Consider the following 23,625-nt stretch of genomic DNA (forward strand, 5'->3'; position numbering starts at 1 on the left):
CATTCTCCTGTCAGTTTGCTACGGTTAAGCAGTTCCCGTGCCATTACCGTTTACCGTGCGCGCAGCCCGATCGTCTTGCTCGGCCTGTTCGCGTTTTTGTTCGTTTTTTATCTCTTCCGCCAAGGCCAGCTCGCTAACTTTTCGCAAACTTTTGGTTCGCTGCCGGGAATCCTCCCAGTGTTTGCGCGCGCGCTGAACTTCGCGTTCTTGCTGCGCAACCGCTTGCCTTTGGCTATCGATTGCACTGTCCAATTTTTCCGAAAAGGCTCTGAATTCCATGAGTTGGCTGACCGGTATTCCACTTTGTTGACGGACGGCGAAATTGTGCAAATACTCCACCCGATAATTTAGCAGGCTGTCCAGCTGGGCTTGCTGCTCGCGCAAACGCTGCTGAACACCCCCCAATGCCGCCAACGCATCCTGCTCCTGACGGGCGTGCAATTCGATCACCACATTCAAGCGCTGCGACTTTTTCATCAGCTTGCCAACAATTGCGCCAGCTCGCTGATGCTGCGGCTGAGGTCGACCGATTCGTCCATGCTTTGTTGCAGAAAATCCATGATCGCCGCGTTCTTCGCCACCGCCTGATCGATCCGCGGATCGGAACCGGAACGGTAAGCGCCGACGCTGATCAAATCCTTGTTCTGCTGATAGATGGAATACAGGCGTCGCAAATCCCGCGCCATCTGCATATGTTCTGCCTCGACGATGTCCGGCATTACCCGGCTGATCGAGGCTTCGATATCGATGGCCGGATAATGGCCGGACTCCGCCAGACTACGCGACAACACCACGTGGCCGTCGAGAACGCCGCGCGCAGCGTCGGATATCGGGTCGTTGGTATCGTCGCCCTCGGCCAGTACCGTGTAAAAGGCGGTAATAGAGCCGCCGCCCACGTCACCGTTACCGGCCCGTTCCACCAATTGCGGTAATTTGGCAAATACCGACGGCGGATAACCCTTGGTGGCCGGCGGCTCGTTGATTGCCAATGCGATTTCCCGATACGCTTGCGCGTACCGGGTCAGAGAATCCATCAACAGCAAGACGTCCAGACCCTGGTCGCGAAAATACTCCGCAATACTGGTGGCCAACATCGCGCCGTGCATCCGCATCAATGGCGAATCGTCGGCCGGCGACGCCACCACCACAGCCCGGCGCAGACCTTCCTCGCCCAGAATTTTCAGAACGAATTCGTTGACCTCGCGACCGCGTTCACCGATCAGGCCGACCACAACGACATCGGCGTTGGTAAACTTGGTCATCATCCCCAACAACACGCTCTTACCGACCCCGGTACCGGCGAACAAGCCCATGCGCTGGCCGCGGCCGACGCTGAGAACGGCATTGATGGCTCTGACGCCGACATCCAATGCTTCGCGAATCGGTTTTCGGGTTAACGGATTAATCGGCGTACCGGCCAAAGACACCTTGGCGTCGGTATCCAACGCGCCTTTGCTGTCGAGCGGATTGCCGGCCCCGTCCAAGACCCGCCCCAGCAAACCGAAACCAACCCGCGCCAGACTATTTTTGCCCATTGGGATTACCCGGCAACCGGGCTCGAGGCCATGCGTATCGCCGGTCGGCATCAGGTAAATATGCGCGCCGCTGAAACCGACCACCTCGGCAGCGATGATTTTGCCGGACTTGGTGACGACTTGACACAACGAGCCTATCGCCGCACGGCAACCCTCGGCCTCCAGCGTCAAACCCACCATGCGCGACAATTTACCCTCGACCACCATTTCCAGCGGCTCATGCAGACGTTGCCGGTAAGGCCGTAGCCGGGCCAACCACAGTTCGGCACGGTCGGCGCTGACTATCATTTCTCGGCGTCCTCGCGCCGGTCCCCGCCCAGCACATTGGCAATAACGGCCGCCATCCGGCTCTCGACGCTGGCATCGACCCTGGAGACTTCGGTTTCGACGACACAGCCCCCCCGACTCAGCAAGGGATCTTCCTGCAACCGCCAGGGCGGCATGCTTTCGTCGAGTTTCAAGGCGCTACGGACCAAAGCCGCGTCCTCCGGGTGCAAATTGACGGTGACCTTCTGCGAAGCCAACGGCAAGACCTTAATTGCCTCCCTGACCACGGCAACGATTTCGCCCGGCTCTGACTTCAACTCACGGCGGATCAGCTGGCTGGCGATCGCAATCGCCAGTCTGACCAATTCTTGCTCTATCGCCTCGTCGAGCTGTTTGAACGGTTCGCTCAAGGCATCCAGCAATCCGGCCAATTCGGCTGCCTGTTTTTGCAGCAAGTGCAAACTTTCTTCATAACCTTGCTTACGGCCGATCTCCAGGCCTTCGGCCCTGCCCTCGGCAAAACCTTGCTGCCGGCCTTGCTCGAAGGCTTCATCGTAGGCCTGCTTCTGAATCTCCTCGATCTGTTCCACCGTCAGGATTTCGGTCGCCTGCTCCAGTTCCACCGGTTCCGAATGAGGCGGCGCCTTAAAATCCTGCAGCCCGGTCCAGGGATTCAAGGCCTGCAGTTCGTCTTCGGAAAACCGCGGCGTCTTAGACGAATTCATCACCGCCGCCACCGCCGCCCAGACTCAATTCGCCGGCATCCGACAGACGTTTGGCGATAGCCAAAATATCTTTTTGGGCGGCTTCGACTTCGCTGAGCCGAGCCGGCGGCGCAGCTTCCAAATCGTCGCGCAACATTTCCGCCGCGCGCCGCGACATGTTGGCGAAAACTTTGTCGCGCAGTGCGGCATCGACACCGCGCAAGGCCAACAACAGTTGATCGGTGGATACTTCGCGCAACAATGTTTGTATACCGCGGTCGTCGACGTTGATCAGATCGCCGAACACGAACATCTTGTCTTGGATGCGTTGTCCCAGGTCGGCATTGACTTCGTTGATGTTCTGCATCATCGGATCGCTGATGGCGCTTTCGATGAAGTTGAGGATATTGGCCGCAGCGTCGATACCGCCGATTTGCGATGACTTGACGCCGTCGCTGCCGGTCAATTGTTTCTCCATGATATCGTCCAACTCGCGCAAGGCGGCCGGCTGCACGCCTTCCAGCGTGGCGATCCGCATCAGCAGGTCGGACCGCATGTTCTCCGGCAGCAGCGTCAACACGTCGGCGGCCTGGTCGGGGTCCAATAAGGACAGAATGATGGAAATGATCTGCGGATGCTCCAGCCGGATCAAATCGGCGATCGCCCGGGTGTCCATCCACTTCAACTGCTCGATACCCTTGCTGTTGGCACCGAGCAGGATACGATCGATGATACTGCCGGCCTTGTCCGCGCCCAAAGCATTGGTCAGCATATTGCGAATATACTCGTCCGAGTCCAAGCCCAAACCGGTTTCGTTCTTGATTTCGATAATGAATTCTTCCAGCACTTGATCGATCACGCCGGAGGTAATCGAGCCCAGTTGCGCCATGGTCGAGCCGACCAGCTGCACTTCCTTCGGCCCCATGTGGCGCAATACCGCCGCCGCCCGGTCCTGACCGACTGCCAGTAGCAGCAACGAAGCGCGTTGCGCCTTGCTATATCTGTCGTCCTCAGCCATCGTCTTTCAACCAGGTTTTGATGACCTGCGCGACCAGTTTCGGGTCTTCGTCGATCATTTTTTGTACATACTCCAGACGTTTTTCGTAGCTTTGCGGCGCTTCAAGCAGCAGCAAATCTTCCATCGCACTCGGCAAGGCGTGAATTTCGCCGGTTTCCCGATCGACTTCCACCGGAACCGCTACCGGCCGCCCTTCTTCATCAAAGCGCACCACGCCACCGGTCGCTTCGGCAATCGCCCGCGCCTCTTCCAAGGCCAGCAACTGTTCTTCCTTGGTGATCAAGCCTTTGAATACCGGCCGCAACACGCCCATGATCAACAACAACACTACCAACACTGCCCCCAATTGTTTCATTGCGCTGGCGAACCACGGCTGATCCCAAATCGGCTCTGAAGGCAGTTCCTCCAACGCATCCGGCAATTTAAAGGCCACGTTCGTCACGGTGACTTGGTCACCGCGGCTGTTGTCGTAGCCCACCGCCTGCTTGACCAAATCCCTGAGCTGATTCAGATCTTCCTGCGAATAGGGCTGTTGCGTCACCTTGCCGTCGGTTTGTACCAGTTTTTTGTCGTCGACCACCACCGCGATCGACAGCCGGCGTAGCGCGCCGGTTGCCAAACGGGTATGGGTGATAGTTTTATCCAGCTCGTAGTTACGTGTTGCCGACTTGCTGGCCGCACCGGATTCGCCGGCTGCGGTTTTTTCCTGGCCGCTCGCCACCTCCGGAGCCACGCCGGTCGGCGGCGGCTGGTTGGAAAGCGCGCCGGGCACACCTTGAACTTTAGACGAAGAATTGGTTTCTTCCTGAGTTTGTTCGCTGCGCAACGCCGGCAGATCTGGGTTGAACATTTCCTGGGTTTTTTCGGTGACGGTAAAATCCACGTCGGCCGAGATTTGCGCACGCATGCCGTCTCCGCCCACCAAAGGCGTCAGGATGTTTTCGATGCGTTCGCGCAAGTGTTCTTCGATATTTTTCTTGTACTCGAATTGCTTACCGGACAGCGTGATATCTTCCCCGGCTTCTTTGCTGTTCAGCAGGCGGCCCTTCTGATCCACCACCGTGACTTGACTGGCTTCCATCAGCGGCACGCTGGACGCGACCAAGTGGATGATTGATTCGATCTGTTCTTTTTCCAGCGTCCGGCCTTGGTAAAGTTCCACGACCACCGATGCGCTGGGTTTTTTCCGCTCGCGGACAAACACCGATTGCACCGGGATTGCCAATAACACTTTAGCGGCCTTGACGTTTTGAATGGTTTGAATGGTCAGGGCAATCTCGCCTTCCAAGGCGCGTTGAAAGCGCATTTGTTCGACGCTTTTGCTGGCGCCGAAACCGTTGTCCTTGTCCAGCAGTTCGTAACCCAGGCTGGCGCTGCGCGGCAGGCCTTGCGCCGCGAGTTTCAATTTCATTTCCCTGACTTTGTCGGCCGGCACCATGATGGCTCCGGAACCGGTCTCGACTTTGTAGTCGACGCCCATCTTCGTCAGCGTATCGAGTATTTCCGCCGAGTCCTTTTCCGCAACGCTGGCGAACAGCAAATCGTAAGCCGGCGCTTGCGACCACAGCACCACCGCAACGCCGATGGCCACGCTCAGAGCCAATCCCAGCATCAAACCGACTTGGCGCGATACCGGCAACTTGCTCAGGCCGGTCAGCGCCTGTTGCATCTTACTGGTCTCGGCGGCCTCTTGAGACCGCGAATCCATCGGTAGATTTCTGTCCAACTCGCTCATGGCCGACTTCCGTTAACCTAAATCGACATGCCCATGACGTCTTTATAAGCGTCGACCAGCTTATTGCGGACTTGCAACATGGCTTGAAATGAGACGCTGGCTTTTTGGGATGCAATCATCACCTCGGCCAAGCTGACATCGCTCTGGCCCATTTCGAACGACTTCGCCAAATTATTGGCGGTCTGCTGGGTCTGGCTTACCGAATCGATGGATTGTTTCAACATCGCGGCGAAATCGCCGCTGGTATCGGCCGGTTGCGCTTTGCCGCCGGCCTCGATAGACATGGCCCGCATTTGGGCCAGGACTTGATTGACGTTGATGTCTGACATGATATTGACTCTTTATAAGTTGCCTACCGGTTGGAAAGCATTTTTCAGGCCAACATTGCTAACCAGGCACAGCCACCCCGGCTTCCTTCATTCGCGCAATTTTGTAGCGCAAGGTGCGCGGACTGATACCCAGCTTGGCCGCCGTGGCTTTCCGGCTGCCGCTGACATCCCGCAACATTTGCAAAATAATCTTTTCTTCGGCGGAGCGGACGCCATCGTTCAGACTGCCGGCTTCGTTGATATCGATAGCCGCATCGTAGGGCCAGGATTCTATGGCAATAGTTTGCCCGGCGGCAGGCTGGGCCGGCAAAACTGCGGCCTCGTCATCCAAAATTAGCTCATCGGCGCCGATGACACCGTTATTTTGCAAAATCAAGGCACGCTGCACGACGTTTTCCAATTCGCGCACGTTGCCGGGCCAAGCGTATCGGCATAACTTGTCCAGCGCGGCCTCATCGAAACGACACAGCGGCCGCCCCGGTGCGGTATGTTTTTGGACCAATTGCTGCGCCAACGGCACGATATCTTGCCTGCGCTCGCGCAGCGCGGGAATTTTCAACGGAAACACGCTGAGGCGGAAATACAAATCCTCGCGAAACCGGCCCTCCCGCACGTATTCCTTCAATTTGCGGTTGGTCGTCGCCAAAATTCTGACGTTCAGCGCAATCTTGCGTTGGCCGCCCAGACGTTCCACTTCTTTCTCCTGCAACACCCGCAACAACTTGGCCTGCAGAGCGATATCCATTTCGGATATTTCGTCCAGTAACAGCGTACCGCCCTGGGCCTGTTCGAACTTTCCAGGCGCGGATTGGACCGCGCCGGTGAAAGCCCCCTTCTCGTAGCCGAACAGCATTGCTTCCAGCATGTTTTCCGGAATCGCCGCACAGTTGATCGCGTCGAAAGGCCCGGCATGGTAGTGGGAGTTCTTATGGATGTAGCGCGCCAAAACCTCTTTACCGACGCCACTCTCGCCTTCCAACAGCATGGTCACATTGGTTTTCGCCACCTTGCCGGCCAGTGCGTACAGCTTTTTCATCACATCGTCGGCGACCACACGCTCGATCGGCACTTGCGGCATCGGCGCAACCAAGGCGGCAACCTTGTCGACCAAGGTCGTGGCCTCGAACGGTTTGATCAAATAATCGGCCGCACCGGCTTGCATGGCTTCGACCGCTTTAGGGATGGTGCCATAAGCCGTCATCAACAAGACCGGGGTTTCAGCGAATTTTTGCTGAATATTCTGCAGCAACTGAATGCCGTCCATGACCGGCATCTGCACGTCGCTAACCACCAAACGCACGGCATGTTTAGCCAATTGGCTGAGCGCTTCGGTGCCGTTTTTGGCGGAAACCACGCGGTAACCTTCTATTTCCAGAGTGTCGCACAAGGCTTCGCAGAGCGCGACGTCGTCTTCTACGACCAGAACATCATACTGCTTCATGGTTGATCTCCATATTGTTAGCGCCCGCTGAAAGGCTTAATGCATAGTGGTTGTGGCACGGCAAGGTCAACGTAAAACAGGTGCCGTTTCCAGGCTCGGAACGGCAACACACTCTGCCGCCGTGGGCCCTGGCAACACTATCCACGACCGCCAGGCCCAGGCCGGTGCCGTTGGATTTGGTGGTAAAAAAAGGCTCGAATAATTTGGCCCGCTGGTCGGGGGGAATACCGGGGCCGTCATCACTGACACTGATGTCGATGCCGCCGACACCGGCCATCGCCCGCAGCCGGATTTTTTGAGCGCCCGCCTCCGCAGCGTTGTTGATCAAGTTCAACAGCGCGCCGCGCAAGGCATCCTGATTTCCCAACAACTCCAGGTCGCCGGCCATGTTAGCGATCTCCAATTGGCCGGCATAGCCATCGCCCGCTTCGCTCAAATGCGCCAACAACGTGGTTAACGAGAAACCCTGCATCGCCATCCGCCCCTGTTTGGCGAAAATCAACATGTCGTTGACCTGCCGCTCCAGATAGTGCAAACGTTCCAGGATCTTTGCCGAAAATTGCCGACGTTTGTCCTCGGCGATTTCAGGCCGGCTCATTTGCGAGGCATACAAGATCGCGGTCGCCAACGGGGTACGGACCTGATGCGCCAGACCGGCCACCATTTCCCCCATCGCACTGAGATGCTTCTGCTGAACCAAGGTCTCCTGCAACGAGCGGATTTCACTGACGTCGGACAATAGGATGACTTGCTCGGCATGGTTCCCCAGCACGTTGTGGGTGATATTGACTTTACGGCCGTCGCGCAATTGCCTCTCGTGCGGCGATTCGAAGACCGGCTGCAAACTTCTGCCGACCACCTCGGACCAGAATTGGCCTATCACCGGCTCACCGAGAAAATCGATTGCATGATTGTTGCAGTCGATCACCATGCCCTGGGCGTTCAACACGACCACCGCGGCCGGCAATGCCGCCAGAATTTGCTGCAAGCGGCTAGCCAACTTCTCTTTCTCGACCAATGTATGCAGCCGCTCGTTGCGGGCGGCGGCCAACTCCCGGTTCAACTGGGCGATCTGCTCTTCCAGCCCCTGGTAAGAATGGGTCAAATTCGCGGAAAGTTCGTTGAATAGCCGAAAAGCGTCGGTCAAACGCTCGGCTTTTTGTTGTTGCTGAAAGCTTAAAGTGTCCATTGCAATTCCGCCAGATTACTCTAACGGCCAAAAAGCAAAAACCAGACCACAATAAAAATTAATTTAAAAACAAAGCACTACCGACACAAGCCAAGATTTTGACAGCCTTACCGCAAGTAAGCGCCCAGCGCCCGCCGGTTTGGTCATTCCCAGTCCCAAAGCCTGCAGGCAACCGAATCGACAATCCGGCGCAACTGGAGACAAATCGGCTTTGCGGCTATTCTATGCGGACTCAATGAACGGAAACGGTCTTCTCATGCGCAAATCCCAATTACCTTACCGTCTTACCCTGGGCACATGGCTGCTGGTTGCAGGATTGACCCCGGAAAAAGTTGCCCTGGCCGACGACATTCTGGCCGGACAGTATTACGAGCAGGCCTTACAGGCCTACAGGGAACACAAAAACGACGAAGCGGTAATCCATTTGAAGAACGCCTTGCAGCAAAACGACCGCTACGTCGCGGCCCATATATTGCTCGGCGATATCTATTTGCAGCAGAAATCCTTATCGGCTGCGGAAGTGCAACTGAATCTCGCCAAACAACACGGTGTCGACCCGGCGTTAATCGTCGAAAATCTGGCAAAACTCTACACCTATCAAATCCGCTACAACGACTTGATAAAGGAAATCGATCCGGTACGGTTTAGCACCGAATTGCGTCCCGCACTACATGTATTCCGCGGAAACGCTTATTTGCAGCTCAATCAGATCAGCGAAGCCTTGAACGAATTCGACAGTGCGGCGCAAATCGATCCGAACTACGTGGCGGCGACGGTCGGCCGTGCCAATGCGCTATTGAAACGGGGCGACCGGAAAGGTGCCGAAGCGGCGGCGGATAAAGCCATGCAAATCCAGCCAAACGACCACGGAGCCTGGTTCGCGAAGGGTTCGATCAAACACGCCAATATGGAGTTGGAGGAGGCGCTCAAGTTTTACGACAAAGCGGTCGAACTCAATCCGGACCATATCGACACGCGCCTGGCCCGCGCCGGCCTGTTAATGGATTTAAAACGCGACGAACCAGCCAAGCAGGATTTGCAGTATGTCCGCGAAAAGTACCCTTCCGAACCCAAAGCCGCCTACCTGAACGCGGTACTATTGGATCGGAACAACCAAAAAGACGCAGCCGCTAAGGAGTTGGTCATCGCGGCGGACACCCTCTCATCGATCAAACCGGAATACCTGGCGGCGCATAGCTCGACCTTGATGCTGTCCGGCTTGGTGAACTACAGCCTGCAGCGCTTCGACCTGGCTGCGGAATACCTTCGACTCTACGTGAAACAATTCCCCGAGCAATCCGGCCCGTATAAACTGCTAGCGAACGTTCTGCTGAAAAAAAACGAGCCTGAACAAGCTATTGAATTGCTCCGCCCGATCCAAATGCGCAACCCGCAAGACCAGCGACTCGCATACTTGTTGGGGAACGCCTTCATGCAGGCCGGCAAGCACGATATGGCTAACATCATGTTCGGCAAAGCCACCGCGATGAGCGACGGTAACGGCGACTTGCAAACCGAAATCGGTCTTAACCGGCTGGCAATGGGCCACGAGCAAGCGGCAATCCAAGATTTGGAGACGGCTTATAAGCATAATCCCGGCTCCTTAGAAGCCGGCATTCCGTTGGTGGCGCTGAAAATGAGCCAAGGGGACTCCGAAAGCGCCTTACAAATCGCACAGACACTCTACAAACGAGCGTCGACAAATTTAACACTGCTGAATTTGTTAGGCACCACCCAAGTCGCCAACGGCCAATACAAACAAGCCAGACAGAGCTTCGAAAAGGCCATCGATTCAGAGCCGAATTTTCTCGACGCTCAAATTAACTTGAGCAAACTCGACGTTGGCGAACGTAAATTCGATCAAGCCAGACAGCGTCTGCAAGCCTTGAGTCAAAAAGACCCCAATAATCTGGACATTTTGGTGGAACTGGCTAAAGTCGAGCAAAGCGCCGGACGTCTCGATGCTGCCAATGATTGGCTGGAACGCGCCAAAAAGCTCGATTCAAAATCGCTCCCCGTGCTGCTGGCATCGGTCGAGTTGTTTTTGAAGATGGGCAAAACGTCTGAAGCCAGTGCCGCGGCTCAAGCAGCCGAAGTGATCGATAAGAATAATCTGCAGGTGATTGATGCGCTGGCGCGCAGTTACTTGGCCAACAACAATCGAGAAAAGGCCTTGGGCGTTTTTATCCGCATGGCCGACCAAGCCCGCTTCAACGTCAAACAGCTTTACAAGGCGGCTCGTTACCAAATCGATGCCGGCGACTATTTCGAAGCCATCAAGACCTTAAAAAAAGCGGTATTAGTCGATGAAGATCATATTCCATCGCAGATTGCCCTGGTCGAAATGGAACTCAACCACGGCAAGCCGGTATTTGCCGCAAGCCGGGCCGAGAGCCTACTGAAACGCTACCCCAAGCGGGCCTTTCCACACCAATTATTGGGCGACATTGCAGTCCACGACAGTAATTTCAGCTTGGCCAACAGCCACTATCAAACGGCGTTCGAACTGGAACCTGATACCACGTCGTTGATGCAGCTTTTCGAAAGCATGCAGAAAACCAACCAGCCGGATAAAGCCTTCAATTTATTGGAACAATGGGTGAAAAAGCATCCCCAAGACTACCCACCGATGGCAGCCTTGGCCAGCGAATTATTAAAAAACGGGAATTTCAAAGAAGCCGAAAAATATTACGATCTGTTGCTCAAGCAGTTCCCGAGCGAACCGCAATTCTTAAACAACCTCGCCTACGTTTATTTGAATGTCGGCAACAACAAAGCACTTTCTTTAGCCGAACAAGCCCATAAACTGGCTCCCGACCAGGCGGCGACCAACGATACTTTGGGTTGGATTCTAGTCAACGCAGGCCAAGCCGAACAAGGCTTGCACTACCTGCGCAACGCACATTCGCTGCAATCGCACGACCCCGAGATCCGTTATCACATCGCTGTCGCATTAAATCAAATGCAGCGTCGGGAAGAAGCCAGACAAGAACTGGAAGAAGCACTGAAAGCTAATACGGCGTTCAACGGGCACGAGCAAGCCAAGTCTTTATTGGACAAGCTGCGCTGAAATTCGGAAGGGTAAGGTCTGTCGTGTTTTTTTACAATACCTATACCCACTCAGCGAGCTTGAACCGTAACAATTTGTTTTTAAACAAAATTAAATAATGGCCCAATAAATGCTTATCAAATTTCGACAAAAGCGTTTTGTTCTATGGCCGATAGTACAATTGTTATTTCCAGACCGGCACAGACAATAACGGAAGAAAATGAATTCAAAAAATTGCGAGGACTCTATGATCCGGAAATATTTGGCTATCACAACACTGCTGTTGGCACCGTTTGCGGCAAACGCCACAACATGGACCCTCGGGGGTTCGAAACCCGCAGGTATTACAAGCATCAACGCGTATTCGGTGGGAACCAGTTCGACTTCAACATTTGCTACCGCGGCCGTGGGAAATTATTCCGGTGGACTGGGTGTCACAACCAGCGGCGAAAGCACAACCTCACCTGAGCACGCGACCGACAACGTAGGCAATATCGAAGCGCTGCTTTTTCGGTTCGACTCCAACACAATTTTAGACAAGTTAACGATAGGCTGGCCGTCAGTGACTTCCGGCTACGACTCCGACGTGTCGGTCTTGAGATACACTGGGACACTGACGAACAATGCGCTGCCAACCGATAGAGACATTAGCGGAGAAAAAATTTCCGATTTGCTCGCCCGCGGCTGGGAATTTGTCGGTAGCTACAACACGGCTCAAAATGTTGTAGAAGACATCAATCCTAACAACCTGTCATCCAGTTTCTGGTTGATTAGCGCTTATAGCAGCACTTGGGGTACCGGCAAAGGCGATCCATCGACCGAGCTCACCAATAGCAACGACTATTTCAAATTAGCGTCTTTGGTCGGCACTACTGCCAGCACCTCCCCAGGCCCTGGCGCCAGCGTTCCGGAACCTACCAGCTTGTTACTGTTGGCAAGCGGCATATTTGGCTGGCGGATGAACAGCAAAAAGCGAACCCTCAGCGCTTAAGCAGCTGCAGGCTCTGAATTAAAAACAAACCGCCTGTCCGGATTGTCCGGCAGGCGGTTTTTTATTGCTCAATTTTATCTAACTCTCAAGGATAAAGCGCAACCGTTTCAAGACCAGCTGCTTCAGCCAAACCAAACATCAGATTCATGTTTTGCACCGCCTGGCCTGAAGCCCCCTTAACCAGATTATCGATTACCGACAAAACCACCACCGTATCGCCGCCCTGCGGCTGATGTACTGCAATCTGACAGCGGTTGCTGCCGCGGACATTACGGGTGTCGGCATGACGACCGGCGGGTAACACGTCGACGAAGCGCTCTTCCCGAAAACGTGCTTCGAACAGCCCGTGTAAATCGGCACTGCGACCATGCAAACGCGCATAAAGCGTGGCGTGAATCCCGCGGATCATCGGCGTCAAATGCGGCACGAAGGTCAATCCCACCGCATTGCCTGCGACACGCGCCAATCCTTGCCTGATTTCCGGCAAATGGCGATGGCCGGCAACCGCATAGGCTTTGAAACTTTCGCCGGCTTCACTCATTAACGACGATATTTCCGCCTTGCGCCCGGCACCGCTGACGCCGGATTTGACATCCGCCACCAATCCGTTCGCATCTACAATCCCAGCTTCCAGCAAAGGCAAAAAACCCAATTGCACAGCCGTCGGGTAACAGCCGGGACAAGCAATCAAGCGCGCCTGCTTGATCTGCTCCCGGTTTACCTCCGGCAAACCGTACACGGCCTCATCGATCAAACTCGGACTGGCATGCTGCATGCCGTACCATTTCTCCCATTCGGCCGGGTCTTTAATCCGGAAATCGGCGGACAGATCGATGACTTTGATCCCCCGCTCCAGCAACGCTGCCGCCATCAACATGGCCGTGCCGTTCGGGGTCGCGAAGAATACCACATCGCATTCCTGCAAATACTTCAGTTCCGGCGGACTGAATTGCAAATCGCAATACCCTCGCAAACTGGGATACAACTGGTCCACCCTCGACCCGGCATCGGCGCGGGAGGTGACGACTGTGACATCCACCTGCGGATGCAACACCAAAATTCTTAATAACTCGACGCCGGTGTATCCCGTACCGCCGACAATACCTGCTCGTACCATGGGTTCTCTCGTGGAAACTATACTTCTGCTAAATTGGGCCGCATATAATACGACACTACTCCAGCAATCCTTAACATCATGCGCGCCGTTCAGCTTCAAACCAACGCCGATACCACAGAACTCGTCGTCAAGGACTGGCCGCAACCGTCTCCGCGCGAGAATCAAATTCTGATCCACACCAAAGCCGCCGGCATCAACCGGCCGGACCTGGTGCAGCGCCAGGGCCTATATCCGCCACCACCGGACGCCTCCCCCATCCTGGGTCTGGAAGTTGCCGGCACTGTAGCCGAAATCGGCAGCGCGGTAACCGGGTTTAGTGTCGGCGATCCGGTCTGCGCTCTGGTCACCGGCGGCGGTTATGCCGAATATTGCCTGGCCAGTGCCTGCTGTAGCCTGCCGATACCGCGCGGATTCAGCTTTATCGAGGCCGCCGCACTGCCGGAGACGTTTTTCACGGTTTGGAGCAACGTTTTCGACCGGGCCGGATTGCAAGCTGGCGAATCGCTATTGGTACATGGCGGCACCAGCGGCATCGGTACCACGGCAATCCAACTGGCAAAAGCCTTCGGTAGCCGCGTCGTCACGACAGCCGGCAGCGACGAAAAATGCCGGCGCTGCCTGGAATTGGGTGCCGACCTTGCCGTGAATTACCGGCAACAGGATTTCGTCGAAGCCGTGCTGGATTTCACCGAAGGTAAAGGCGTCGACGTGATTCTGGACATGGTGGGCGGCGATTATTTGCCGCGCAATTTAAAGAGCTTGGCGATTGACGGCCGCTTGTTGCAAATCGGAATTCAGCGCGGCGGCAAGGCTGAAATCAATTTGGCCGCGCTGTTGATGAAACGTCTGACGCTGGCCGGTTCGACCTTACGCTCCCGTAGCGACGAGTTCAAAGCCAACATTACCGGGCAATTGCGCGATAAAGTCTGGCCATTGCTGGAATCCGGCCAAATCAAACCCGTGATAGATTCAGTCTTTCCGCTCGCCGAGGCCGACCGCGCCCACCGGCTGATGGAAAGCAGCCAACACATCGGAAAAATCATTTTGGAGCTATGAGCATGACTTACACCACGCTGGTTTCCGCCGCCACTTTGGCGGCCAATCTCGACAATCCGAATTGGCGGATATTCGATTGCCGTTTCTCGCTGGCCGATAGCGCCGCCGGCTTTAAATCCTACCGGTCGGGCCATATTCCCGGCGCAGTCTACGCCGACTTGAACCAAGACTTGTCGTCGCCGGTGCAAGCTTACACCGGCCGCCACCCGCTACCGAACTTCGATTCGCTCGCCGAAAAATTGGGCCAATGGGGTGTTAACAACCGCAGCCAAGTCGTGGTCTACGACGATGCCGGCGGCGCCTTTGCCGGCCGCATGTGGTGGCTGCTGCGCAGCATGGGCCATACTCTGGTCGCAGTGCTCGACGGTGGCTACGGCCACTGGCGCAAACAAGGTCTGCCAACGGCGACAGCGCTGCCGAAAATCAGCGCCAGCGCGTTCCGCGCCTATCTCGATAACCGGCAATGGCTTGGCGCAAGCCAGGTCGAAACCGGCCTGGCGAGCCGCAGCATAATCTTGGTCGACGCCAGAACCCCGGAGCGCTTCCTCGGCAAAGTCGAACCGATCGACCCGGTGCCCGGCCATGTGCCAGGAGCAGTTAACCGGCCGTTGCAATCGAATCTGGATCGAAACGGCCTGTTCCTGGCCCCTGACCAATTACGCCAACAATTTACCGATTTGATTTCACCTTTTCCGGCAGAGCGAGTGGTGCATATGTGCGGCTCCGGCGTGACCGCCTGCCATAACCTGTTGGCGATGGAAATCGCCGGACTCGGCGGATCGAAATTGTACGCCGGCTCTTGGAGCGACTGGATCCGTAACCGGAACCGGAGTGTTGCCAGCTGTTAAGCAGTGGCCGGGCCAACGCGAACGCGTTGGTTCGTATTGAAAAATGCGCCGGTTGGCTTCACATAAGCGCAGCCGGCGACTTTCGGAGCAGGTTTAATACACTAAGATCAAGCCGCGAACGGATTTTCCAGGACGATGGTTTCGTTGCGATCAGGACCGGTGGACAATATCGTGACTTTGACGCCGACCAATTGTTCGATCCGGGCGATGTAAGCCTTGGCATTTTCCGGTAATTGCGCGAAATCGGTAATCCCGGCGGTACTACCGCTCCAACCCGGCATTTCCTCAATCACCGCCTCGCAAACGGCGTATTGGTCGGCGCCCAACGGCGCCGTTTCGGTGATTTGGCCGTCAATTTTATAGGCGGTACAAATCCCGATTTTGTCCAGACCGTCCAACACGTCCAGCTTGGTCAAACAGATGCCGGTCAAGCTGTTCAATTGGGCTGATTTACGCATCGAGACCGCATCGAACCAGCCGCAACGGCGTTTACGCCCGGTGGTGGCGCCGAATTCATGGCCCTTCACGCCCAAATGTTCGCCATAACTGTCCATCAATTCGGTCGGAAACGGGCCGTTGCCGACCCGAGTCGAATAGGCCTTGGTAATGCCCAGAACGTAATCCAACGCTAACGGCCCAACGCCGCTGCCGGTCGCCGCGCCACCCGCGGTAGTATTGGAAGAGGTCACGTACGGATAAGTGCCGTGGTCAATATCCAGCAGAGCACCCTGCGCGCCTTCGAATAATACGTTGTTTCCTTGCTGTTGGTGGCTATACAGTGCCTCGCCGACATCGGTCAGCATCGGCTTGATGATTTCCCCCAAACGCAAGGTGTTATCCAGAATTTCTGCATAGTTGACCGGTTCGGCCTGGTAATAATTGACCAACATGAAATTATGGTATTCGACCAGCTCCTTCAGCCGGGCGGAAAATTCCTCGCGATTGCGCAAATCGCCGGCACGCAAGCCGCGACGGGCCACTTTGTCTTCGTAGGCCGGACCGATGCCGCGGCCGGTCGTACCGATCGCTTTGCTGCCGCGCGCCTTTTCCCGGGCCTGATCGACAGCCACATGGACCGGCAGAATCAAGGCACAGGCTTCGCTGACTTGTAACCGGTTCCTGACCGGTACGCCCGACTTTTCCAGAATCTCGATTTCCTTGAGCAAGGCTTCCGGACAAAGCACCACACCGTTGCCGATCATGCATTGCACTCCGTCGCGCAAAACGCCGGACGGAATCAGGTGCAACACGGTTTTTTCGCCGTTAATCACCAAGGTGTGGCCGGCGTTATGGCCGCCCTGAAAGCGCACTACGGCCGCTGCCTGCTCGGTTAAAAGATCGACCAGCTTGCCCTTGCCTTCATCGCCCCATTGCGTGCCGATAACAACTACATTTTTTCCCATACTTTTCCAACCTTAAACTAATGGTTTAACGACCCAGCGTTGATTCTGATTTTGTAAAACTGCGTTGCAGCCCAGTTGAGCGGCCGCATCGGTTTGCCCCGGCAATTGCTGTATGACGACCTCGCCCTGAGCACGTAAATCTCTGATGGTTTGCAGCAGATCGACATCCTCGCCGAACGGCGCATAAACCACTTGTCTGGCACTATCGATATCCTGGAACATGGCTGCCAATACCTTAAGATCGGCACTAAACCCGGTAGCGGCCCGAGCCCGGCCGAAACGTGCCCCGATATTGTCATAGCGGCCGCCGCGGGCGATCTCCTTACCCAAAGCCGGCACGAAGGCGGCGAACACCATACCGGTGTGGTAATGGTAACCGCGCAATTCCGCCAGATCGAAACTGACGCTCAAGCTGGGAAAATCGCGCCGCAGTTTGTCGGCTATGCCGCGCAAGTCGGTCAAGGCATCGCCAACAATGCCGCTACAGGGCAAGCCGGCGAACAAACCGTCGGCCTTGTCCAATACTTCTCTACCGCCGTTCAATTTAGGCAACGCATTGAAAATGGCCTGGAAGCGTTCGTCGAGCGCAAAGCCGGCCAACAATTCCACCAATTCCGTTCTGGCTTTACGCTGCAACACGTCGAACAATTTCGACTCCTGTTGCTGGTTCAAGCCGGCTTGCTCGGCCAGCGCCCGGTAGATGGCAACGTGGCCCAAATCCAAATGTACGTTTTGCAGACCGCTGATCGCCAACATTTCCAGCATCAAGCGGATCACTTCGTAATCGCTTTCCAGTCCGGCGTGGCCGTATAGTTCGGCGCCGATTTGCATCGGGCTGCGGCTTTTTTCCAACGGGTCGCCTACGGCGTGCAACACGGTTCCGGCATAACACAAGCGGGTAGGACCGTCGTGCTGCAGATGGTGGGCGTCGATTCGGGCAACTTGCGGGGTCATGTCCGCGCGTACCCCAAGCATTTCCCCGCTGAGTTGGTCGGTCAGCTTGAAGGTCTGCAAATCCAGATCGTGGCCGGAGCCGGTCAGCAGCGAATCCAGGAAATCGACGAAGGGCGGTATTACCAACTGATAACCCCAACAGGCAAAAGTATCGAGCAGGGTTCTGCGCAATTTTTCCAAATGCGCGGCTTGCTCCGGCAGTACCTCTCCGATGCCTTCGGGCAACAGCCAGTTGTCTTTTCTTTGCATTTTTTTGTCTATCCCAATCACAGCAAACGCCCCGCAGAGCGGGGCGTCTGATCGTGCAGTGTCAGATTGATGGTTTACTTCTGATTCTTGAAATACTTGAAGAAATCGGAGTTCGGTTCCAACACCATGATATTTCCGGACTTACCGAGCGCTTCTTTGTAGGCGATCAAACTGCGGTAGAAGGCAAAAAAATCGCTGTCTTCGCCATAGGCCTTAGCGAAAATATCCGCAGCCCTAGCATCGCCCTCGCCGCGCAGCACTTCTGAATCGCGATAAGCGTTGGCCAGTATGATTTCGCGTTGCTTGTCGGCATCGGCACGAATCCGCTCTGCAGCCTCGGAACCTTGGGAACGAAACTCGCGCGCTACCCGCGCCCGCTCCGCTTCCATCCGTTGGTATACGGAGGTGCTGACTTCGCTAGGCAAGTCGATGCGCTTGACTTGCACGTCGACAATGTTAATTCCCAAGCGTGAGGCGTGCGGCGATACGTTGGTGATCAGCGAATCCCGAATCGCGCTACGGTCAGTGGAGACCAGTTGCCTGATCTCGCGTTTGCTAAACTCGCTCCGGGCGGCATCCTTTATAATCTGGTCCAGGCGGATATTGGCCTGGCCCACGTCACCGCCCACCGTAGTGTAGAAGGTTTTCACGTCGCCGATTCGCCATTTGACGAAAGAATCGACGATAACGTTTTTCTTCTCGGCAGTCAGGAACCGTTCCGGCGTCGCGTCCATCGTCAGAATACGGGCGTCGAATTTTTTGACGTTATTGATGAACGGAATCTTCAGGTGCATGCCGGGCTGGAAGTCGGTACCGACGATTTCACCCAACTGGAACTTAATGACTCTTTCGGTTTCGCCGACGGTGAAGACCGACATCGACAATACGACCGCCAGCACACCGACGGCAACTAATATCTTGTTTCCCATGTTAGCGTCCTCTCACATCGCGTTCGCGGCTGGATGCACGAATATCGTTCCTACTCTCTTTGACTTGAGGCGCGGGTGCTGTCACCTGTTCGTGAACCGGTGTCGGTGCCGGCGCAACGTCATCAGCAACCTTAGTCACCAGCTTTTCCAACGGTAAGTACATGATGCTGCCGCCGGATTTAACATCCACCAACACATTATTCGATTTACCAAGCACTTGTTCCATTGCTTCGATATACATGCGCTGTTTGGTAACCGCCGGCGCCTTTTTATACTCGGTGAGCAATTGCGAGAAGCGGCTGACGTCGCCGTTGGCTTGAGCAATCACCCTCTCCTTATAAGCTTCGGATTCCTGCACGATACGCGATGCGGCACCCCGAGCCTTAGGCACTACGTCATTGGAATAGGCTTCGGCTTCGTTGATCAGGCGTTGCTTGTCTTCGCGCGCCTTAATGGCGTCTTCGAACGAACCCTGTACCTGTTCCGGCGGTTGGGCATCCTGCAAGTTGACGCTGGTGATCAGTATGCCGGTTTTGTAGGCATCCATGACCGACTGAATTTCAGTTTTGATTGCGGCAACGATTTCGCTACGACCTTCGGTCAGCACAAAATCCATGTCGCTACGGCCAATCACGCCGCGCTGCACGCTCTCGGTGACTTGTTTCAGCGTCGAAGCCGGATCCAGTACGTTGAAGGCGTAATCCTTGGCATCCTTAACTTGGTATTGCACAGCCAAACGCACATCGACAATATTCTCGTCTTTGGTCAACATCATCGCCTCTTTGGGCACGGAACCCATCGCCTGGCCGCCGCCGGAACGGTAACCGACCTCGATAAAACGCTGCTGTTCGACGTTGATCACTTGCACCTGCTCGACCGGCGCCGGGATATGCCAATTCAGACCGGGTTGCGTGGTAGCGACGTAAGCGCCGAAACGCGTAACAATACCGCGGGTACCCTCGTCTACGGTATAAAACCCGCTCAAGCCCCATAGCGCCAAGGCGCCAGCAGCTAAAAAGCCGATACTTTGCATCGACGGGCCACTGGGAGAACTGTCGCCGCGTTTGCCGCCGCCGAATATACCGCCCAGTTTGTCCTGCAGGGACCGGATCACTTCGTCCAGATCGGGAGGATTATCCTTTTCGTTGCGACCACTCCAGGGGTCTTTTTTATCACCGCCGGGCTCATTCCAAGACATACCAAACGCTCCAATAATTGGATTTGCAAACTCAAAATTCGACTCGCCATGTACCGCAAAGCCGGAATTATGTTTCAGGAACAGCGCGCTGCTTCCGAAAGCGCGCCATTCTATCTCAAATTACCATTAACCGAGAAAATAACTAGGTATCGAAAACGGTTTTAGAATCAGGCTAGCGCTTCGGCCCGGATATGTTTCAGTAAACCCAAATGCTTTTTATCGATTTCTATTGTCAATTCGCAATCGCCATGATCGTCGGTGACATCGTTTATTATCCTGACAAACGCAAACAACTTGGCTTTCAGGCCAGCCTGCCCGGCCGGCAGATAGCATTTGCGGATCACTTTGCTGCTGGCAAACAATTCGCCTAATGCCTGTTGCAGCAAATCGCAGCCGACACCGCTCTGCGCCGATATCCAGACGCTGACCGGCCGGCCTTCGGCGTCGTAATCGATATGCGGTTCGAGATCGTCGAGTAAATCGATCTTATTGAACACTTTCAACTGCGGTATCTTGCCGGCACCGATATCCTCCAACACCTGGTTGACCTGGACAATGGTATCGTCGCGGTCTTCCGCCGCCGCATCGATCACATGCAGCAATAAATCGGCCTCGGCCGCCTCCTGCAACGTGGAACGGAACGCCGCGACCAATTCGTGCGGCAAATGGCGGATGAAACCTACCGTATCGGCCAGGATGATCTCGCTACCGTTTGCCAACGGCAACTGCCGCAGAGTCGGGTCCAAGGTCGCAAACAACTGGTCTGCCGCATAAATCCCGGCTCCGGTCAATGTGTTGAACAAGGTCGATTTGCCGGCGTTGGTATAGCCAACCAACGACACGGTGGGAATTTCCGCCTTTTTCCGCTTACTGCGGCTTTGATGGCGCTGCTTTTCGACTTTCTCCAGACGCTGCTGGATTTGCTTGATCCTGACCGCCAGCAAACGCCGGTCGGTTTCCAACTGGGTTTCGCCGGGACCGCGCAAGCCGATACCGCCTTTTTGCCGCTCCAAGTGGGTCCAACCGCGAATCAATCGAGTAGACAGATGCTTCAACTGCGCCAGTTCGACTTGCAACTTGCCTTCGAAAGTCTGCGCGCGTTGCGCAAAAATATCCAGAATCAAGCCGTTACGGTCGACCACCCGCACTTCCAGCGCCTTTTCCAGATTGCGCTCCTGGCTGGGCGACAAAGGATGATTGACGATGATAATGTCGGCCTGGAGTTCGGCTACGGCGACCTTGATTTCGTCGAGCTTGCCGATGCCGACGAAATATTTGGGGTCCGGCCGGTGGCGGCTGCCGGTGACCACATGAATCGGTTGGGCACCGGCGGATTTGGTGAGTTCTTTCAGCTCGTCGAGATCTTCTTGTCCGACTTGCAAATTCAGGTGAACGAGTATCGCCCGCTCGCCCGCATCGGGACGTTCAAACAAAAATAAACCTCTTAGCTCTCGTCGCTAGGCTCGGCATCACGATGCATATTGACGTTCTTGCCGGGGACGATGGTGGAAATGGCGTGTTTGTAAACCATTTGGTTGACGGTGTTTTTCAGCATCACCACATACTGATCGAAAGAATCGACGCGACCTTGCAGCTTGATGCCATTCACCAAGAAAATCGACACTGGGGTATGCTCTTTTCTCAGGGCGTTCAAAAAATTGTCCTGCAAGTTTTGTGCTTTCGACATCCTATTTCTCCTTATTATTGTTCGGTGCGCTATTAATACATTAACCGCTACAACCACCGATTTCAACCGGACGGCAGCGGCTTAAGAAAAAACTAAAATCAAGTTTGGGACAAACCAGCGCTATTTCAAGTTCAAGGCCCACATTAATTGGCTATCGGGTCCGCCGCCATTGTCGGCAACGAACCCTTAACCCCGACTTAGCCGATTTTTTTGTATTTGATCCGGCGCGGATTATCGGCGTCGGTTCCCAACCGGCGATGGCGGTCGGCTTCGTAATCGGCGTAATTGCCTTCGAACCAGACCACCTCGCTGTCGCCTTCGAACGCCAGCATATGGGTGGCAATCCGATCCAGGAACCAGCGATCGTGCGAGATCACCACAGCGCAACCCGGAAAGCCCAGCAACGCCTCTTCCAGTGCTCGCAAAGTTTCGACGTCCAAATCGTTGGTCGGCTCGTCGAGCAGCAAGACGTTACCGCCACTTTTCAACAGCTTGGCCAGATGTACGCGGTTGCGTTCGCCGCCGGACAAGTCGCCGATGCGTTTTTGCTGATCCGCCCCCTTAAAATTGAAGCGCCCGCAGTAAGCGCGGGACGGCGTTTCGTACTTGCCGACCGTAATCATGTCCAGACCGTCGGAAATCTCTTCCCAAACAGTTTTGTTGTTATCCATATCGTCGCGGAACTGCTCGACGTAGGACAACTGCACGGTTTGGCCGAAATTAAACGAACCTGAATCCGGCTGCTCCATGCCGGCCATCATTTTAAACAGCGTGGTTTTACCGGCGCCGTTCGGGCCGATAATCCCGACGATGCCGCCCGGCGGCAATTTGAAGCTCAAGTTGTTGATCAACAAGCGATCGCCGAAGCCTTTACTGATATTATCGGCCTCAATCACCACGTCGCCCAGGCGCGGTCCGGGCGGAATATAAATTTCCTGAGTCTCGTTGCGCTGTTGCACTTCCACCGACGACAACTCTTCAAAGCGGGCCAGACGCGCCTTGCTTTTGGCGTGACGGCCTTTCGGATTCTGCCTTACCCATTCCAATTCGGCCTTCATGGCTTTCTGGCGAGACGATTCCTGCTTCTCCTCCAGCTCCAGACGTTTTTCCTTCTGTTCCAGCCAGGACGAATAGTTGCCTTCCCAAGGAATACCCATGCCACGGTCCAGTTCCAGAATCCAGCCGGCGACGTTATCCAGAAAGTAACGGTCGTGGGTTACCGCAACGACGGTACCGGTGTAATCGTGCAGGAAGCGCTCCAGCCAGGCAACCGATTCGGCGTCCAAATGGTTGGTCGGCTCGTCCAGCAACAACATATCGGGTTTGGACAGCAACAAGCGGCACAACGCGACACGACGCTTTTCACCGCCGGACAGTTTGTTGATGTCGGCATCCCAATCCGGCAAGCGCAACGCATCGGCGGCGATTTCCAGTTGCCGATCCAGGTTATGGCCGTCACAAGCGTTGATGATGTCTTCCAATTTGGCCTGTTCGGCGGCCAATTTATCGAAATCGGCATCAGGATCGGCATAGGCCGCGTAAACCGCATCCAGTTTTGCCAGCGCATCCTTGATGTGCTGCACGGATTCTTCGATGATGCCGCGCACGTTTTTGGTCGGATCCAGCTGCGGCTCTTGCGGCAAATAGCCGATGTTGATGCCCTTCAGCGGAATCGCTTCGCCTTCGATTTCCTTGTCAACGCCGGCCATGATCCGCAGCAGCGTCGATTTACCGGAGCCGTTCAGACCCAACACACCGATCTTCGCGCCCGGAAAAAACGACAGCGAGATGTCCTTCAGGATGTATTTTTTAGGCGGCACCACCTTGCCGACCCGGTTCATGGAGAAAATATATTGCGCCATTGCAGTCTACAGAACGAATAAAAAAGCCATTATACCGTGGCATCTCGGATTTGAATGCCTCCGT

20 protein-coding genes are annotated in these 23,625 nt (G+C 55.3%); 4 read left to right on the plus strand and 16 right to left on the minus strand.

Features of this window, described 5'->3' with window-relative positions:
• Nucleotides 1–24 precede the first annotated feature (24 nt).
• Genes fliJ through AC0IM9_RS11165 form a run of 8 tightly spaced genes read right to left on the minus strand, consistent with a single transcriptional unit; the run spans nt 25 to nt 8,218 of the window.
• On the minus strand, nt 25–477 hold the full coding sequence (fliJ, locus tag AC0IM9_RS11130) for a flagellar export protein FliJ (protein WP_445370911.1): 453 nt from the start codon (nt 475–477) through the stop codon (nt 25–27).
• On the minus strand, nt 477–1,823 hold the full coding sequence (gene fliI / locus AC0IM9_RS11135; RefSeq protein ID WP_140912570.1) for a flagellar protein export ATPase FliI: 1,347 nt from the start codon (nt 1,821–1,823) through the stop codon (nt 477–479). The genes fliJ and fliI overlap by 1 nt, the downstream gene beginning before the upstream one ends.
• Nucleotides 1,820–2,527: a flagellar assembly protein FliH gene (locus AC0IM9_RS11140; RefSeq protein ID WP_140912569.1), complete on the minus strand. Its 708-nt coding sequence runs from the start codon at nt 2,525–2,527 to the stop codon at nt 1,820–1,822. The genes fliI and AC0IM9_RS11140 overlap by 4 nt, the downstream gene beginning before the upstream one ends.
• Nucleotides 2,514–3,524 carry a flagellar motor switch protein FliG gene (gene fliG / locus AC0IM9_RS11145; protein ID WP_140912568.1) on the minus strand — a complete coding sequence of 337 codons (1,011 nt, stop codon included), beginning with the start codon at nt 3,522–3,524 and terminating at the stop codon, nt 2,514–2,516. The genes AC0IM9_RS11140 and fliG overlap by 14 nt, the downstream gene beginning before the upstream one ends.
• Nucleotides 3,517–5,259 carry a flagellar basal-body MS-ring/collar protein FliF gene (gene fliF, locus AC0IM9_RS11150; protein WP_482804037.1) on the minus strand — a complete coding sequence of 581 codons (1,743 nt, stop codon included), beginning with the start codon at nt 5,257–5,259 and terminating at the stop codon, nt 3,517–3,519. Before fliF ends, fliG begins: the two co-directional genes overlap by 8 nt.
• Before the next feature lie 17 nt (nt 5,260–5,276).
• Entirely contained in the window at nt 5,277–5,588 is a 312-nt protein-coding gene (gene fliE, locus AC0IM9_RS11155) for a flagellar hook-basal body complex protein FliE (protein ID WP_140912566.1), read from the minus strand.
• A gap of 58 nt (nt 5,589–5,646) precedes the next feature.
• Nucleotides 5,647–7,029: a sigma-54-dependent transcriptional regulator gene (locus AC0IM9_RS11160; RefSeq protein WP_482804038.1), complete on the minus strand. Its 1,383-nt coding sequence runs from the start codon at nt 7,027–7,029 to the stop codon at nt 5,647–5,649.
• The gene (locus AC0IM9_RS11165; protein WP_482804039.1) at nt 7,016–8,218 is read right to left on the minus strand and encodes a sensor histidine kinase; all 1,203 of its coding nucleotides are present in this window, start codon (nt 8,216–8,218) and stop codon (nt 7,016–7,018) included. The genes AC0IM9_RS11160 and AC0IM9_RS11165 overlap by 14 nt, the downstream gene beginning before the upstream one ends.
• Nucleotides 8,219–8,474: 256 nt before the next feature.
• Here AC0IM9_RS11165 and prsT point away from each other — a divergent pair, with 256 nt between their 5' ends.
• Both prsT and xdp1 read left to right on the plus strand, forming a co-directional pair.
• Nucleotides 8,475–11,288, plus strand: a complete 2,814-nt coding sequence (gene prsT, locus AC0IM9_RS11170) for an XrtA/PEP-CTERM system TPR-repeat protein PrsT (RefSeq protein WP_482804040.1) — start codon at nt 8,475–8,477, stop codon at nt 11,286–11,288.
• 226 nt (nt 11,289–11,514) lie between these two features.
• Nucleotides 11,515–12,258 (plus strand): exosortase-dependent surface protein XDP1, encoded by a 744-nt coding sequence (gene xdp1 / locus AC0IM9_RS11175; protein ID WP_482804041.1) that lies wholly within the window; start codon nt 11,515–11,517, stop codon nt 12,256–12,258.
• 85 nt (nt 12,259–12,343) lie between these two features.
• Here xdp1 and argC read toward each other — a convergent pair whose 3' ends face one another.
• On the minus strand, nt 12,344–13,375 hold the full coding sequence (argC, locus tag AC0IM9_RS11180; protein ID WP_482804042.1) for an N-acetyl-gamma-glutamyl-phosphate reductase: 1,032 nt from the start codon (nt 13,373–13,375) through the stop codon (nt 12,344–12,346).
• A 78-nt stretch (nt 13,376–13,453) separates the two neighbouring features.
• On the opposite strand from argC, the gene AC0IM9_RS11185 reads away from it, so the two are divergent.
• Both AC0IM9_RS11185 and AC0IM9_RS11190 read left to right on the plus strand, forming a co-directional pair.
• Nucleotides 13,454–14,431: an NAD(P)H-quinone oxidoreductase gene (locus AC0IM9_RS11185; RefSeq protein WP_482804043.1), complete on the plus strand. Its 978-nt coding sequence runs from the start codon at nt 13,454–13,456 to the stop codon at nt 14,429–14,431.
• 2 nt (nt 14,432–14,433) lie between these two features.
• Nucleotides 14,434–15,279, plus strand: coding sequence for a sulfurtransferase (locus tag AC0IM9_RS11190; RefSeq protein WP_482804044.1), 846 nt, complete (start codon nt 14,434–14,436; stop codon nt 15,277–15,279).
• Nucleotides 15,280–15,386: 107 nt separating this feature from the next.
• Here the strand turns inward: AC0IM9_RS11190 and AC0IM9_RS11195 are convergent, their stop codons facing one another.
• From AC0IM9_RS11195 to ettA, 7 genes are all read right to left on the minus strand, one after another.
• Complete coding sequence (locus AC0IM9_RS11195) at nt 15,387–16,682, minus strand: adenylosuccinate synthase (protein WP_140912558.1); 1,296 nt, start codon at nt 16,680–16,682, stop codon at nt 15,387–15,389.
• Nucleotides 16,683–16,694: 12 nt separating this feature from the next.
• Nucleotides 16,695–17,885 (minus strand): ATP phosphoribosyltransferase regulatory subunit, encoded by a 1,191-nt coding sequence (locus AC0IM9_RS11200; RefSeq protein ID WP_482804045.1) that lies wholly within the window; start codon nt 17,883–17,885, stop codon nt 16,695–16,697.
• Between the two features lie 74 nt (nt 17,886–17,959).
• Complete coding sequence (hflC, locus tag AC0IM9_RS11205) at nt 17,960–18,814, minus strand: protease modulator HflC (protein ID WP_140912556.1); 855 nt, start codon at nt 18,812–18,814, stop codon at nt 17,960–17,962.
• Between the two features lies 1 nt (nt 18,815).
• Nucleotides 18,816–20,012 carry an FtsH protease activity modulator HflK gene (hflK, locus tag AC0IM9_RS11210; protein WP_482804046.1) on the minus strand — a complete coding sequence of 399 codons (1,197 nt, stop codon included), beginning with the start codon at nt 20,010–20,012 and terminating at the stop codon, nt 18,816–18,818.
• A gap of 167 nt (nt 20,013–20,179) precedes the next feature.
• Nucleotides 20,180–21,445, minus strand: a complete 1,266-nt coding sequence (hflX, locus tag AC0IM9_RS11215) for a ribosome rescue GTPase HflX (RefSeq protein WP_482804047.1) — start codon at nt 21,443–21,445, stop codon at nt 20,180–20,182.
• Between the two features lie 11 nt (nt 21,446–21,456).
• A complete protein-coding gene (gene hfq / locus AC0IM9_RS11220; protein WP_054758645.1) occupies nt 21,457–21,699 on the minus strand; it encodes an RNA chaperone Hfq in 243 nt (80 codons plus the stop codon).
• Nucleotides 21,700–21,896: 197 nt separating this feature from the next.
• On the minus strand, nt 21,897–23,561 hold the full coding sequence (ettA, locus tag AC0IM9_RS11225; protein ID WP_482804048.1) for an energy-dependent translational throttle protein EttA: 1,665 nt from the start codon (nt 23,559–23,561) through the stop codon (nt 21,897–21,899).
• Nucleotides 23,562–23,625 lie beyond the last annotated feature (64 nt).

It is taken from the genome of Methylomonas sp. Uni0011, assembly GCF_056850255.1.